This window comes from Streptomyces sp. NPDC007875 (genome assembly GCF_042868035.1).
Taxonomy (GTDB): domain Bacteria; phylum Actinomycetota; class Actinomycetes; order Streptomycetales; family Streptomycetaceae; genus Streptomyces; species Streptomyces antimycoticus.
Map to the genome: position 1 here is coordinate 57,909 of NZ_JBIADZ010000001.1, position 14,453 is coordinate 72,361.

At 68.5% G+C, this 14,453-nt stretch carries 11 protein-coding genes and 2 pseudogenes; 5 read left to right on the forward strand and 8 right to left on the reverse strand.

Going from position 1 to position 14,453, the window contains the following annotated elements; genetic code table 11:
• Nucleotides 1–6: 6 nt before the first annotated feature.
• Entirely contained in the window at nucleotides 7–948 is a 942-nt protein-coding gene (gene rpsB, locus ACFYOY_RS00225; protein ID WP_351880814.1) for a 30S ribosomal protein S2, read from the reverse strand.
• A gap of 545 nt (nucleotides 949–1,493) precedes the next feature.
• Here rpsB and ACFYOY_RS00230 point away from each other — a divergent pair.
• Nucleotides 1,494–1,901: pseudogene (locus ACFYOY_RS00230) on the forward strand (peptidoglycan DD-metalloendopeptidase family protein); the annotation flags it as partial.
• Nucleotides 1,902–2,176: 275 nt separating this feature from the next.
• Here the strand turns inward: ACFYOY_RS00230 and ACFYOY_RS00235 are convergent.
• The 5 genes and pseudogenes from ACFYOY_RS00235 to ACFYOY_RS00255 all read right to left on the reverse strand — a co-directional run bounded on the left by ACFYOY_RS00235 (nucleotide 2,177) and on the right by ACFYOY_RS00255 (nucleotide 6,222).
• A complete protein-coding gene (locus ACFYOY_RS00235; RefSeq protein WP_078644001.1) occupies nucleotides 2,177–2,716 on the reverse strand; it encodes a TetR/AcrR family transcriptional regulator in 540 nt (179 codons plus the stop codon).
• A gap of 93 nt (nucleotides 2,717–2,809) precedes the next feature.
• Entirely contained in the window at nucleotides 2,810–3,643 is an 834-nt protein-coding gene (gene whiG / locus ACFYOY_RS00240; protein WP_351880811.1) for an RNA polymerase sigma factor WhiG, read from the reverse strand.
• Nucleotides 3,644–3,772: 129 nt separating this feature from the next.
• Entirely contained in the window at nucleotides 3,773–5,173 is a 1,401-nt protein-coding gene (dprA, locus tag ACFYOY_RS00245) for a DNA-processing protein DprA (RefSeq protein WP_388583821.1), read from the reverse strand.
• Nucleotides 5,173–5,688: pseudogene (locus ACFYOY_RS00250) on the reverse strand (ATP-binding protein); the annotation flags it as partial. The pseudogene ACFYOY_RS00250 and the gene dprA, both read right to left, overlap by 1 nt.
• Before the next feature lie 282 nt (nucleotides 5,689–5,970).
• Nucleotides 5,971–6,222, reverse strand: a complete 252-nt coding sequence (locus ACFYOY_RS00255) for a hypothetical protein (protein WP_388583824.1) — start codon at nucleotides 6,220–6,222, stop codon at nucleotides 5,971–5,973.
• A gap of 44 nt (nucleotides 6,223–6,266) precedes the next feature.
• Here ACFYOY_RS00255 and ACFYOY_RS00260 point away from each other — a divergent pair, with 44 nt between their 5' ends.
• Complete coding sequence (locus ACFYOY_RS00260; RefSeq protein WP_388583827.1) at nucleotides 6,267–10,382, forward strand: hypothetical protein; 4,116 nt, start codon at nucleotides 6,267–6,269, stop codon at nucleotides 10,380–10,382.
• A gap of 116 nt (nucleotides 10,383–10,498) precedes the next feature.
• Here the strand turns inward: ACFYOY_RS00260 and ACFYOY_RS00265 are convergent, their stop codons facing one another.
• Nucleotides 10,499–10,921 carry a hypothetical protein gene (locus ACFYOY_RS00265; protein WP_388583829.1) on the reverse strand — a complete coding sequence of 141 codons (423 nt, stop codon included), beginning with the start codon at nucleotides 10,919–10,921 and terminating at the stop codon, nucleotides 10,499–10,501.
• A gap of 265 nt (nucleotides 10,922–11,186) precedes the next feature.
• Here ACFYOY_RS00265 and ACFYOY_RS00270 point away from each other — a divergent pair, with 265 nt between their 5' ends.
• On the forward strand, nucleotides 11,187–11,741 hold the full coding sequence (locus tag ACFYOY_RS00270; protein ID WP_388583832.1) for a GNAT family N-acetyltransferase: 555 nt from the start codon (nucleotides 11,187–11,189) through the stop codon (nucleotides 11,739–11,741).
• On the opposite strand, the gene ACFYOY_RS00275 is transcribed toward ACFYOY_RS00270, so the two are convergent.
• Nucleotides 11,702–13,294 carry a helix-turn-helix domain-containing protein gene (locus ACFYOY_RS00275; RefSeq protein ID WP_388583835.1) on the reverse strand — a complete coding sequence of 531 codons (1,593 nt, stop codon included), beginning with the start codon at nucleotides 13,292–13,294 and terminating at the stop codon, nucleotides 11,702–11,704. The two genes, ACFYOY_RS00270 and ACFYOY_RS00275, sit on opposite strands and share 40 nt — an antisense overlap.
• Before the next feature lie 241 nt (nucleotides 13,295–13,535).
• Here ACFYOY_RS00275 and ACFYOY_RS00280 point away from each other — a divergent pair, with 241 nt between their 5' ends.
• Entirely contained in the window at nucleotides 13,536–13,985 is a 450-nt protein-coding gene (locus tag ACFYOY_RS00280) for an ATP-binding protein (RefSeq protein WP_388583838.1), read from the forward strand.
• Nucleotides 13,982–14,437, forward strand: coding sequence for a hypothetical protein (locus tag ACFYOY_RS00285; RefSeq protein WP_388583841.1), 456 nt, complete (start codon nucleotides 13,982–13,984; stop codon nucleotides 14,435–14,437). Before ACFYOY_RS00280 ends, ACFYOY_RS00285 begins: the two co-directional genes overlap by 4 nt.
• The last annotated feature ends 16 nt before the right edge of the window (nucleotides 14,438–14,453 follow it).

Consider the following 14,453-nt stretch of genomic DNA (forward strand, 5'->3'; position numbering starts at 1 on the left):
GAGTGGTCAGCCCTGCTCGGTGCCCGCGGCGGGGGCCTCGGCAGGAGTGACGTCCTCGGCGGGCTTGGCGTCCTCAGCGGGCTTGTCCGCGGCGGCCTCGGCGGGCTTGTCCGCAGCGTCCTCGGCAGGCTTGGCGTCCTCAGCGGGCTTGGCCTCGGCCTCGTCGGCCTTCTTCTCACCCTCGAGCAGGTCGCGCTCCCACTCGGCGAGCGGCTCGCCCGCGGCCTTGTCGGCCTTCTCGTCACCGGTGGCGGCGCCGGAACGGGCGATGAGGCCCTCGGCGACGGCGTCGGCGATCACCCGGGTGAGCAGGGTGACGGAGCGGATCGCGTCGTCATTGCCCGGGATCTTGTAGTCGACCTCGTCCGGGTCGCAGTTGGTGTCGAGGATCGCGACGACCGGGATCCGGAGCTTGCGCGCCTCACCGACGGCGATGTGCTCCTTCTTGGTGTCGACGATCCAGACGGCGCTCGGCACCTTCTGCATCTCGCGGATACCGCCGAGGGTCTTCTCCAGCTTGGCCTTCTCGCGGGACAGGACCAGGAGCTCCTTCTTGGTGAGGCCGGAGGCGGCCACATCCTCGAAGTCGATCTGCTCGAGCTCCTTCAGGCGCTGCAGGCGCTTGTAGACGGTCGAGAAGTTGGTGAGCATGCCGCCCAGCCAGCGCTGGTTGACGTACGGCATGCCGACGCGGGTCGCCTGCTCGGCGATGGCCTCCTGCGCCTGCTTCTTCGTGCCGACGAACATGATGGAGCCGCCGTGGGCGACGGTCTCCTTGACGAACTCGTAGGCGCGGTCGATGTACGACAGCGACTGGAGCAGGTCAATGATGTAGATGCCGTTGCGCTCGGTGAAGATGAAGCGCTTCATCTTCGGGTTCCAGCGGCGGGTCTGGTGCCCGAAGTGGACGCCGCTCTCCAGCAGCTCCCGCATCGTGACGACGGCCATGGCCGTACTCCTTGAGGTACTCGGTTCCACGGCGGCCGGGCGGCCGCCGCTCCTGACGTCCCGACGCGCCTGCCACGGACGAGGCCCTTTCGGGGGTCGTCCAAGGACCGAGGGGCGCGGCCACCGAGCTGACCGATGCGCGATCGGAGCGTCGGTGGCGGGGCGTGCGAAGTCGATCCGGTGACCCGGATCGCCATAAGAAGTGTACGGGACGGGTACGGTGCCGGGTGACGGCGTTATCCACAACCCGTGAGTAGTCCCCCGATTCCGTCCATGATCCACCGGTTTCGGGGCGCCGGGCCATCGTGGAGGACATGCGAAGGCTTGTGGTGGGGTGGGCTCTTGCCCTGGTGATTCCGGCGCTGCCGATCTTGTCGGTGCTGCCGGTGACGACGGCGCCTCTTCCGGCGGTGCCTCTTTGGGCGGCGCGGGCCGCGGCGGCGGGCCCGGGCGCGGCGCCGGGTTCGGGGCGGGTGCCGGGACTGGGTCGAGTGCCGGGTCGGGACGGGGTGCCGGGTCCGGGCCGGATGCCGGATCCCAGCCGGATGCCAGATCCCGGCGGGGTATCGGCGACGGCCGTGGCCTCTCGTCCGGCTGAGGGGCCCGCGCCGGGGCCGAGGCCGGGCAAGGAGCGGTCGTGGCCGGTCGACGGTGGGCCGGGCGCGGTGCGGCCGGCCGTGCTGAGGGGCTGGCAGCCGCCTCCGGAGCCCTGGGCGGCGGGGCATCGCGGAGTCGACCTCGCGGCTCGCCCGGGCGAGCGGGTCAGGGCGGCGGGCGCGGGGCGGGTGAGCTTCGTGGGGCCGGTCGCGGGCCGTGGTGTGCTGGTGATCGAGATGTCCGGGACCGGCTCCCCTCCGCTGCGCACCACCTATGAACCGGTGCGCGCCACCGTGGCCAAGGGTGAGCGGGTGGCCGCGGGGCAGGTGGTCGGCGTAGTGGCACCGGGCCCCTTCCACTGCCGGTCCGGCTGTCTGCACTGGGGGCTGCGGCGCGCGGACCGCTATCTCGATCCCCTGTCGCTGCTGCCGCCGTCCATGCTGCGGGGCGGGCCCTCCCGGCTGCTTCCGGTATTCGGGGTGCGCGACGCGCCCACGGTCTCCGCGCTCGCCTCCCCCGCCGGGGACACCCGGCTGCCGACGGCCGCGGCGCTGGTGGCGGCGTGCCTGTGGGCCCGGATCCGCCTGGGCCGCGCCCCGCGCGCCAGGCGGGTGGAAGGGACCGGCGGAGGTCAGCCCCGGACGCCGCGCAGGGCCATCGCGACGGCCGCCTCGGTGATCCGCTCGGGGTCCTCGGCCGCGCCGAGCTCGATGCGCCGGACCGCGGCGTCCACCACGCCCTGGAGCAGCACGGCCGAGAGCCGCGGCTGCTCATGCCCGAGGGTCGCGAGGGCCTCGACCACCATGGCGATCAGTCCGCCATGGGCGGCGCGGATCTTCTCCCGCGCGCCCGAGTCCAGCTCACCGGCGGAGATCGCCACCACCGCGCGGTGCCGGCGGTCGCCGACGAGCGCCAGCTGCCGGCGGACATACGCCTCGATCTTCGCCTCCGGCCCGTCGGCCCGCTCCATGGCGGCCTCGACCTCGGCGGCCCAGACCGGGAAGTCGACGGCGCACAGCTCCTCGACCACGGCGGCGCGGGAGCGGAAGTACTCATAGACGGAGGACCGCGCGAGTCCCGTGCGCTCGGCGAGGGCGGGGAAGGTCAGCGCCTCCGTGCCGCCCTCGGACAGCAGGGTGCGGGCGGCCTCCAGCAGGGCCGCGCGCTGCATCGTTCGGTGCTCGGCCACTGAGGCCGCTCGAATCCTGGGCACCCGACCACTCTACGGAAGAGGCCTCCGGAAGGGCGATGCCGGAGGGACGATTCAGCGTCCTACGTCGGCGAGTTTCGCCCGTAGCTGGAGCACCGATTTGGTGTGGATCTGGCTGACCCTGCTCTCGGTGACGCCGAGCACCTGGCCGATCTCGGCGAGCGTGAGCCCCTCGTAGTAATAGAGCGTGACCACGGTCTTCTCCCGCTCCGGAAGGGTGTTGATCGCTCGGGCGAGCAGCCGGCGCAGCTCCCGGTCCTCGGCCACCTCGACCGGGTTGTCCGCGGCGGTGTCCTCGAGGGTGTCCATGAGGCTGAGCCGGTCGCCGCCCTCGCCGCCGACATGCAGCAGCTCCTCCAGGGCGACCACATTGGCGAGCGACAACTGGCTGAAAACACCGTGCAGTTCCTCGACGCTGATGTCCATCTCGGCCGCCACCTCGGCCTCCGAGGGGGTGCGGCGCAGCTGGGCCTCCAGCGTGGCGTACGCCCGCTCCACGGCCCGGGCCTTCTGACGGACCGACCGCGGGATCCAGTCCAGTGCCCGCAACTCGTCGATCATCGCGCCGCGGATCCGGGTGATCGCGTAGGTCTCGAACTTGATGGCGCGCTCGGGGTCGAACTTCTCGATGGCGTCGATGAGTCCGAAGACCCCGGACGAGACGAAGTCCGCCTGCTCGACATTGGAGGGCAGCCCGACACTGACCCGGCCGGCCACATATTTCACCAGCGGTGAGTAGTGCAGGATCAGCTGCTCCCGCAGCCGGCCGTCGCCCGTGGTCTTGTACGACCGCCACAGCTCGTCGAGCGATGAGGGCGCGGCAGGGCGGACCGCGCCGCGAGCCGCGGGCGGCGCCGCGCTGTCAGACCCGGAGATGTGCTGGGGCATTCGTCGCCTTGAGCCGTTCTGCCATGACATGGGTGAGGACGTACGCTTCCGCCGGAAACCTTGTGAGCGTAGCGTGACTACGGCGTCGCGGTATGCGAAGGGCTTCGGCTCGGCGGTGTGCGGATACGGTCATCGCCTCAACCCTTTCACCCGATTGCCCCGATTCGGGGGATCGCCTCGCCGTGCGCCGTCGCTCGGGCTCACGGGACGGACCAACTCCCATCGATCGCCATGACGTTCGACAAAGCCCAGGGCGAGCAGTTCATGAAGCCGGCCCAGGGCCTCGTCGCAGCCGGTCCCGGATCCCCGGGCCACCTCCCGCAGGTCGTTGCCGCCTCGTGCCGACAACGCTTCCAGCACCCGTGCCGTCACGGGATCGAGCAGGTCCCGCTCGACCAGCGGGCCCCGCCGCTCCGGCGCGAGGTCTCCGATGCCGCCGATGAGCTCGGCCACTTCGGCGGCGTCGGTGACCAGGACCGCCTCACCGCGCAGCAGTTCATGCACCCCGGCGGACAGCCCGCTGGTCACCGGACCCGGCACCCCCATGGTGGACCGCCCGAGCTGTTGTGCCCGGCGCGCGGTGACCAGCGATCCGCTGCGGAACTGAGCCTCGACCACGACCGTGCCCCGGGTGAGCGCGGCGATGACCCGGTTGCGGAGCACGAATCTGGGGCGCGTCGGATGCGCTCCGGGCGGCAACTCGGCCAGCACCAGGCCCTGTTCCGCGATGCGCTCGATCAACTCGGCATGTCCTCGCGGATAGGGGACGTCCGCACCGGAGGCGAGCACCGCGATGGTGGCCCCGCCCGCGGCGAGCGCCCCTCGATGAGCCGCGCCGTCCACACCGTGGGCCGCACCGGAGACGACCACCCAGCCCCGCTCGGCGAGCCCGGCGCCGAGGGTCGCCGCGACATGCGCGCCGTAGTCGCTGCAGCCCCGCGCGCCCACCACGGCGACCGAGCGCAGCGCCCACATCCGCAAGCCGGCCGGGCCGCGCACCCATAACCCGACCGGGCGAGTGTCCCCGAGATCGTCGAGCTGACCGGGCCAGTCCAGATCCCCGGGGCAGATGAACCGCCCTCCACACCGGGCGATCAACGCGAGGTCGGCGGCCGGGTCCAGCCCGGCTGCCCGCAGGGCGCATCCCGCCAGCCGGTCCCCGGTCGCCCCGGGCGGGGGCTTGCCCTTCCCGGTGAGCGCCCGCCACAGCGCCACCGGCCCCATGCGGCGCAGCCAGCGCCCCACGGCCTGGTCTCCGGGCTCCACGAGCCGGGTGAGCGCCGCCCGCGCCAGCCGCTCCTCGTCCGGGACACCCCACCGCTCGGCGACCCCCTGCCCCTCGTCCAGGACGCCCTGTCCCGCGCCCGGGACGCCGTGCCCCTCATCCAGGGCTCCGTGCTCCTTGTACGGGGCGCCACGCCCCTCATTCAGGGCTCCGCGCCCCTCACCCGGGACGCCCTGCCCCTGCCAGGGCTCTGAGAACAAGGCAGGGACGGCGGCGCCGCGGCCGCCTGCCGAAGGCGCGGACATCAGCACTCCCCCGCCGCGACCGGCACCCCGCGGCTGACCCCGGTGCGCAGCTGCAGCGCCTGGGCGATGTCCGGCGCCGAGGGCCGGTCGTGCCCGGCCAGGTCGGCGACGGTCCAGGCGACCCTCAGCACCCGGTCGAGCCCTCGGGCGGTGAGCAGCCCGCGCTCCATATCGCGCTCGGCCTCGCGCAGCGCGCCGGGGAACGGCTGCCAGCGGGTGCGCAGCTCATGGCCCGGCACTTCGCTGTTCAGCCGCCAGGGGGTGTCCTGGAGGCGGGCGGCGGCCCGCTCCCGGGCCTCCCGGACCCGGGCCGCGACGGACGCGCTGTTCTCCGCTCCGGCACGCGCCCCGGTGAGCTCGGCCCGGCTCACCGCCTCGACATGGACACGCAGGTCCACCCGGTCCAGCAGCGGCCCCGACAGCCTCGCCTGATAGCGGCGGACCGTGGTGGGTGTGCACTCGCAGACGTCGCCCACCAGCCCATAGCGCCCGCAGGGGCAGGGGTTGGCCGCCAGCTTATGGGGGTCCTTCATTCCTGTCCGTTGTCCACGTACCGCTACCCACCACCGACTCAGCTCAGCCCACGAGGGCCCGCAACTACGAGATGTACGGGCCCTCATTCTTGTTCTTTGTCACTCAATGTGACCGGCGCCAGAGTCCCTATCGCCTCTGCGCCCACCAGACGAGCCCCGAGATCAGAGCCGTGCCCGCGGTACTGCGTGCGGGGTTCAAGACGTTCACTGACGCACTCATGTCCGCCCAGGCCGGCGCCCTCTGCAACGGCGAATACAGCCAGGTCAGCGACGGACGAACTTTGGTGGCCCGCCGGGCAGGGTGACCTCGATGGCACGGTGTGGGGTCACAGCCTTGTTGCCCCCTCCGCGCTCCGGTTGGGCGGATGCGGTCCAGTAGACGGGCGTGGATGTCTCGTGGTGGATGATCGGGTCGAATCGCGCCGCGGTCCGGCTCTTCAACGCCTCGATCACCCGAAATGCGTAACACATATCGGGCGCGCAGAATGGAATGTGGTGGATCACCGCGACGGGCATCACGGGGGTTCTCCGTCTACCAATGCCTCTTCTCAGGGGGCGACATGGTCGACGTACTGATCATCACCGCATTGAAGGAAGAGTACGACGCGGCGTACTCGGTTGGGCTGGCACCCGCTGGGGGCGAGGTTGGCGTCGTCAGGTGGGAACCAAGAAGAGACGTCGGACGTCGCGCTCCATATGTGATCGGCGAATATACCGGTCTGGACGATGTCCACCTTTCAGTGGCGCTCGCACGCCCAGTCTGGATGGGTGGCCGCAGAACTGCGCCGCTCGCGACGACCTTGGCCGCACAGTTGAAGCCAGCCTGCCTGTCCATGAGCGGGGTGTGTGCCGGCGAGCCAACCAAGTCTGCACTGGGCGACGTTGTTGTTGCGGACATGACGTTCGCGTACGACGAAGGCAAACAGAGGGCGGAGGGGTTCGAAGGAGACTATCGCCAACACAGTCTGGACGACGAGGTGCTCCGCACAGCGCAAGATTTGGAACCCTCGACATTGCAGAGCTTTGGCGAGGCGACCGACGAAGAGGCCAGGCTCTGGTTCCTGGGACAGCTCTTGTTTGGCCAGGAGCCAAGAAGGCACGATGCCCTAAAACGCTACCTTCCCCCAACTAGGTGGGCAGAACAGCTCAATGCACTAGTGACCGATGGTCTGATCGTCCGGCAGGGAGAAAGATCATCGTTGACCGACGCCGGGCACGCCTACATCACGCAAGCCATCTACGAGCATTACCAGGGGCCGTTTCAGCTTCCGTTCGGCATTGTGGTGGGTCCGATGGCAAGCGGCAGCGCGGTCAACGAGGACCCAAGCATCTGGAAGAAAATCCGCGAGATGGGTGTTCGAAAGATCACCGGCCTGGAGATGGAAGCTGCGCACATAGCTACGGTCGCCGAACAGCAGGGGATTCCCTTCTGGCTTGTCGCCAAGGGCGTCATAGACCACGCCAACCCAGAGCGCGACGATCGGTACAAAGAATTCGCCGCGAAGGCTTCAGCCGAAGTGCTCTTCACACTGCTCAATAGACTCGCCGGCACGATCACCGCTGGTCACCGAGAGAGCGGGACACCGAGTGCCCCAGGCTGGCGGACCAGGCTCCAGAGACAGGGACTGCATATCTGGACGAGTGAGTTGTTCGACGCCGGTATGGCGACGAATGACCCCAACAGGACACCTCCACCGCTGCAGCAGAACGAGAACATCAACTGGGTCCTCCTAGGGCAAGGCGACAGACTGCCGAATCTGCAACGACAGTTCGAGAGCCTCGGCCAGAAGTTCGATGACTGGGTCGATGGCTGCCGCCGGGGCCGTGGTGAGGGCAGCCTCAAAGTCTTCTGGATTGTCGGCGAGCCCGGGCCGGTCCGTAGCAAGGCGCTGCTCGCTGTGATTTCACGAGCTCGGTCTGCAGGCCGCACCGTCTACGACCCCGGTCGCAATCTTGACCTGGCTGCAGAAGTCATCGCCGAGTTGGGCCTCGCTGACCTCCCGGTGGAACCGGCCCTTATCCCCGTGGACCTCCCGACTCACCGGCTCGACGCCGGCTGGATCAAGCTGTCCGAGGCACGGGACAGTGTCCACCGGTACGAGAGCACGCAGGAGAACCCCGATCCGGTCCTCATCATCGGCGGCACGGTGCAGCAAGAAAAACTCGCGGACGGGATCATGCAGTCGTCGATAGAGATTGACCCGTTTGATGTGCAGGGCCGCCCGTACCCACACCAGCGTACCGACGTCTCCACAGAGAGTATGACCAGCCTCTCGCTTACAGCGGAGGACATCTTCAACCAGGGGCTACCGACGACCGCGCCGCACCTATTCGGTCGCGAGAAGGAGCTGGTGACGTTGCGGGACGCCTGGTTGTCCGACGAGACTCAGGTCCTGTCGGTTGTCGCCTTTGGTGGTGTTGGGAAGTCAGCGCTGGTCAACCGCTGGCTGCGAAAGCTACGCAAACAGGACTACCTGGGCGCGCAGAAAGTGTTCGCTTGGTCCTTCTACAGCCAGGGAACGAAGGAAAACTGGGTTTCCGCCGACGCGTTCGTTCAGTCAGCGTTGAAGTGGCTCGGCGACGACCCTCCGCCTGGCATGGTCCCCTCGGTTGCGGGCGAGCGCTTGGCCAAGTTGATCCGTGAACATCATTTGCTGCTTGTACTGGATGGGTTGGAACCACTCCAGCACCCCGAGACTGCGCCGGACGTCGCTGGCAATCTCAAGGACTCGTCGATCCGGAGCCTCCTCCATGAGCTGGTGAAGCCTGGATGGGCTGGGCTGTGCCTCATCACCACACGGGTGCCACTGACGGACCTCACGCCCCCCGGAAGAAGAGCACCTTCGACCGTCGCCGAACTAGAGTTGGACAACCTCGACGAACATGCCGGCGCCGATCTCCTCCAGTCTCTGATCGGTCCCCAACCTAACGCCGCGGAGGCTAGGGAGGCGGTCCGGGAGGTCCACTGTCACGCACTCGCGGTTAACCTGCTCGGGCGCTACCTGCGGGACGTCCATGGCGGACAGCTCAGCGGCCGCTTCGAACTTCAGGAACTCAGCGTCGCGGTCGACGATGGCGGGCACGCCAGGCGGATCACGGAGACCTACGCCAAGTGGCTGGAAGACGACGAAAGGTCCGGCGAGCTTGCCATCCTGGATATCATCGGCCTCTTCGACCGGCCAGCCCCGTACGCTGCAATGGCAGCCGTCCTTGCCGATACCGAGTTGGGCCAGTCTGCGCCAGGCCTCAACGAAATCGGCAGCGTCGAGTGGGAGCAGAGCGTCACGAAACTGAGGCGGATGGGGCTGCTCAGCAGTGAGACAGCGGGCCTTCCGGGAACCCTCGACGCCCATCCACTGGTCCGCGAGCATTTCCGCGACCGGCTGCGGACAACGGCGAAAGACCTGTGGCATGCGGGAAACCGCGCACTTTACGACTACTACAAGCGCCACGCTCCGGAGCTCCCGTCAAATGCGGCAGAGATGACTCTGTTGTACGCGGCTGTGAACCATGGCTGTGCCATCGGGCAGCACCAGGAAGTCTTCGATACAGTGCTCCTTCCCCGCGTGTGGCGGGGTCCGCGCGAAAGCTACTCCACTCGGATCCTGGGCATGACCGGCTCCGAAGTCGTCGCATTGTCCAACTACTTCCAAATGCCATCCTGGAACCGGCTGCGGGACGACACCCCGCTGTCCAAGAAGACCCAGCTCCAAGTGATAAGTAGTGCCGCCTTGCGGCTTCGGCAGCTCGGCCGGCTCGACGATGCCCGGGACAGCTGCGGGGTGTTCAGCGATGACGAGCTGTTGGACGACGAGTTGGCGGCGGACGCTGCCTACGTGAGGTACCTCCACTGCGAGCTATCGGTGATCGCTGGGCAGTTGTCCACTGCTCGGGAGAGCGCCGAAGCCGCCATCGAATTCGCTGACCGCTGCGACGACCCATACCACAAGATGTACGCCCGGGCCTGCCTCGCCGAGGTGGACTTCATGGTCGGCGCCCCCGAGCAAGCAGAAGACCTGTTCGAGGAGGCGGCGGAAATCGCGACGGAGCAGGGCGCAGATCTGCCGTTCCTCTATTCCCAAAACCTCTACCGCTACGGCTACTTCATTATTGAGACCGACGGTGCCGAAACACTGCTGGCCGAGGCAGAGCAACATCCCGGGCGGGGTCTAGCTGGCGCCAAGTCGTCCCAACTGTCGCGGGCCATCCAGAAGCTCATCCTCGGCGCCGCCCGCCGCCAGCAAGTGGAGCAAGGAGCACTGGACCCGACGCACCTAACGACAGCCTGCACAGACGTGGACGATGCGATTGTGAGGTTCCGCGGCGCTGGCTACACCGACTACATCGTGCGTGGGCTCCTCGAACGCGCGCACCTGCTGCGGATTCGGCGGGAGCCCGAGGACTATGCGCGTGTTCTCGACGACCTTGACGAGGCACTCGCCGAAACCACCCACGGCAATATGAAATTGCTAGCTGCCGACGTGTACCTGCAAATGGCTGCGTGCCACCTCACCTTCTGGCCAAATATGACGCATGAGCAGCAGACAGACCTGAGGGCACAAGTCGCTGACACGGTCACCCAGGCCGCCAGGCGGGTTAACTCCCTCGGCTACGGGCGCCGCCGTAGAATTGTGGCCGAACTGAAGCGACAGGCAAGGGAGTACGGCATCATATGATCCTCCGCCGCCCAGCTGAGATCTCCACAATGCCGCCCTCGATACCGCATCGACACACAGTCATTTGCGGCTTGTGAGACCCGATGTACAGTCCGATGAGACAAGCCTTAACACTCCTACTCGCCCCTGACTTCAACCACAACTCGCGGATAGGCATCGGGGTTTTCTGCGCCAAAGGGGCCATCAGTCAACCCGAGCATCTTCAGGGGGACCTTCCCGTCATTGCGGATGGCGTGCGACATGCCAGTGGGGACGGTCACTAGGACGACTCGAATACCGTCGAAAGTACGCTGCTGGATGGGCGTGCCAAAACCCTCGTCCCAATGAAGCGACCAGCGGTCCTCAGCCATGATGACCAGCAATTCACGCCGTGCAGCGTGAAAATGGTTCCCGCGCACGGCACCGGACTCGATGGTGGCGATGTGCATGTCCGCCACCGGGAACTCCCCGGCAAACAACTCCGCCGGAACGCGGAAGCTACTGCCGCGAGCGTCACCGGAGTCGGTCAGCTCCACGGCCACGACGCTCTGATCATTCATACAGCGACCATCTCACAAGCGCCCGGCCAACGCACGGCGGCCGCGGCGATCATCAGGGTTGCACGCCGCGTTTGGCAGCGGGCCCAGAGACACCGAAGCCAGCTGCGAGGTCGTCGTGGAGGGTGGTGAGAGTCTCAGCGGTCGCTCTTGGGGTCTCGATGTCGAGTAGGTCGTGAATCCCGTCACGACTGGGGAGGCGTAGGCGGCGCTTACAGCCGTGTACATATGACCGTACTGAATCGCAAGCGCGACTAGCCTGACCGCCATGCCGATCAACGATGTTTCCCTCACGCACCATGGCGGTGAGGAGGCCAGCGCGCTGCTGGAGGAGTTGTGCGACACGTACGCCGACGCGTACGGGGTGGGGCCTGGTGAGGACAAGACGGCCGCGTTCCGCCGCCGGGCGCAGAAGCAGTTCACGCGGCCCGGTTTCTCGCTGGTCACGGCGCGGGCCGAAGGTCAGATGGTCGGTTTCGTTTTCGGCTTCACCCTCCCGGCCGGGGACACGCACTGGTGGGGCGGGGTGCAGCCGGAGCCCATGGCGGAGTTCTTGGAGGAGACGGGGTCACGGACGTGGGTACTTTCCGAGATCGAGGTGCGGCGGGCCTGGCAGGGCAAGGGGGTGGGCAGGGCGCTGCATGACGCGGCGCTGGGCGCGCGGGGTGAGAAGCGGGCGACGCTGGCGACGGGTCCGGATGCTGCGGCGCAGCCGGTGTATGAGTCCTGGGGGTGGAGGCGAGTGGGGCGGATTCCCGGAGATGAGGGGGACTACTACTCGGCCTACGACTTGTTCGTGGTGGAGCTGCCAGTCAGCCGGTAGTGCGCCAGGAGGTCGTCTAGCTTGCGGACGGCCCGGCTGCGCTGCCAGGGGGTGAGGGCTGTGCGGAGGTCGGCGATGCGCTGGGTGATGCGCGGGGAGCGGTTGACGCCGGAGATGTGGGCGATGTCGCCGACGATGGCGCTGGCTTCGGCGATGTCGCCCTGTTGGAGGTGGGCCTGGCTCTGCAAGGCGAGGGTGTGGGCGTAGTTGTGCACATTGGTGGGGTCGATCTTCGGCAGCGAAGCGCGGGCGGCGGCCAGGGCCTTGTCGGGGGTGCCGAGGACGAGGGTGCATTCGGCTTTGGTGCCCCAGTAGAAGGACTCGTCGTAGAAGTACCACCAGGAGGCGAGCGGGGCGCCGCTGGTCAGGTCGCGTACGGCGGCGTGTTCCTGTTCGAGGACGCGGTGCGCCTTGTCGTGCTGCTGGGCGGCGGCGAAGGCGCGGGCAGCGACGTCGGCTGCGTAGCCGCGGGCGGCAGGGCTGTCGGTCTGGGCGGCCCAGGCCTGGGCGGCGATGGCGTGGTCGATGCCGACACGGGGCTTGTTCTGCCAGGTGGCCAGCTGGCTCATGGTGCACAGGACGTAGGTGACGAGCTCGGTGTTCTCGGCGTCGTGCGCGGCGGTGCGGGCGTCGTCGTAGTAGTACTGGGCGGCCCGGTAGTCGCCGAGGTTGTACAGCTGCCAGCCGACCATCTGGCTGAGCTCGGCGTACACGGTCAGCACCCGGGTGCGGAGTTCTTCAGGGGCGCTGGCGACGAGGTCGGCGATGACTTGGCGTTGGGCGAGGGCGGTCTGCAGGGCGATCTGCGGGCCGAGGACGTCGCCTTGGCGGCGGTAGTGCTGCAGGACGCGTTCGGCGTGGGTGATGGTGGCGAGGTCCAGGCGGCTGGGGTCGTCGAGGACGGCGGCGACGCGGTCGCGTTCGTCGGCGTCGGCGATATCCAGCAGGGGCGCGGCGGCGGCCACGGTGAGCGCGGTGCTTATCTTCAGGAGCAGTTCGCGGCGGTTGAGCCCGGGGTTGGCCTGCTGTACCCACATGATCAGTGCCTGTGCCAGTTCCTCGAAGCGTACGTCGTGCAGCCGGTGGACCAGGGTGCCGGCCAGCTGGGGGGTGAGTAAGAGCGGTTCGGCGGCCAGGCCGTCCAGGACGTCGGTGCCGACTGTGGGGGCAGGGCTGGCCGGGGCCGGTGACGGGTGTGGCGGCGGGTGGCCGTGGTTGGGGAGGTCGGCGAGCAGGTCGGGGACGGAGCATTCGTAGAGCTGGGCGAGCCGGTCCAGGGTGTCGAGCGAGGGGGCGTGCCCGGTGCTGGCGGGCCAGAGTTCCCAGGTGGAGATGTTCTTGAAGGTCTTGAGGTCGTCCGGCCACCGCTGGTTCCACAGCTCGGCGACCTGGCGCTGGCTCAGGCCTCGGGCCAGCCGGGGCGCCACGCGGGCGTTGACCCGGTAGCGGTGCCGGACTGCGGCAGCCGCCTCGGGCCAGGTCTTGCCGGCCGCCCGCAGTTGGGTGGCGAACTGCACCTGTTCCTGCCTGCGGCTACGGGGTCTTGCTTCCACCCAGCCCCCTCTCGGCCGTGTGTGGATCGCACCTTGTTCAGCACGGTAGCGCGGCGCGGGGCGCGTCAACACGCGTATGTTCTTTCCCGGTTGAACCGGGAGATCGCGGCCTCATGTTGGCGGCTGGACGGGATGGCCCTGTGTGCTGCGACGGCGCAACAGTTGGGGCCCCGCTTCACTAGCGAACTTGGTTCGCGGTGTCGCCTGTTCCCGCCGACGTGCCTCGGGGTGATGCAGCGTCATGCGTCTGACTACCCACACCGATTCGGGCCTGACACAGGCCGGTTCCTCCTCCGCCACGGTCCGGGCCCTGGAGATAAGCATCGCTGCGGACAGGGCGCTGGTCGCCGAGGTACGGCACTCGGTGCGGGCGACGCTGACGTCCTGGGGCGCAGGCGCCATCGCCGACGACATGGCGGTGGTGGCGTCCGAGCTGGCCTCCAACGCGCTCAAGCACGCCGGCAGTGACGCCACCGTGCGGTTGCAGCTGGTGGAGGGCCAGGCGCTGCTGGAGGTCGATGACAGCTCCATGCAGCGGCCGGTAGCGCGCCGGGTCGACACGGAGATGGAGGAGGGCCGCGGTCTGTTCCTGGTGCAGGCCCTAGCCGCCGAGTGGGGCTGGCGATATCGCAAGGGCGGCGGCAAAACGGTGTGGGCGTCGCTCCCCGCGCCCTCGGGGCGTGCGGCATGACGGCGTCTGCCAGCGGCAGCGGCCCGCTGACCGCCGCCGACGCGCGGCCGGGGTTCTGGTGCGAGTGCCTGCTGACGTCCGCGGAGTCGGACAGCACGGTGCTGGTCGGTTCCTTAGACGCCTATGCCGCTCCCGATGCGGTGCGCTGGATCCGCATCGCCGTGCGCATGTTGGTCTCCGTGGTCGACGAGGCCGAGACCGAGCCGGTCCACGAGTGGCTGCTGTTCGGTTCGAATCCCACCGCCGCCGCGCTGGAGCGCGGCGAGCCGTTCGCCATCGCGCTGCGGCACGAGCAGCTGCGGCTGGTCTGGAGTGCGCGGCCCGTCGGCTTCCTGCCACTGGCCCACCGCACCGGCCGTGCGCTGCCGCCGTGCGCGCTGGAGTGGGCGCAGCCCGCCACGCTGCGGGCGGCCCTGGCTTCGCAGAACACCCGTCTACCCGCACGCCGCTGACGCGGCCCGCCGAGTG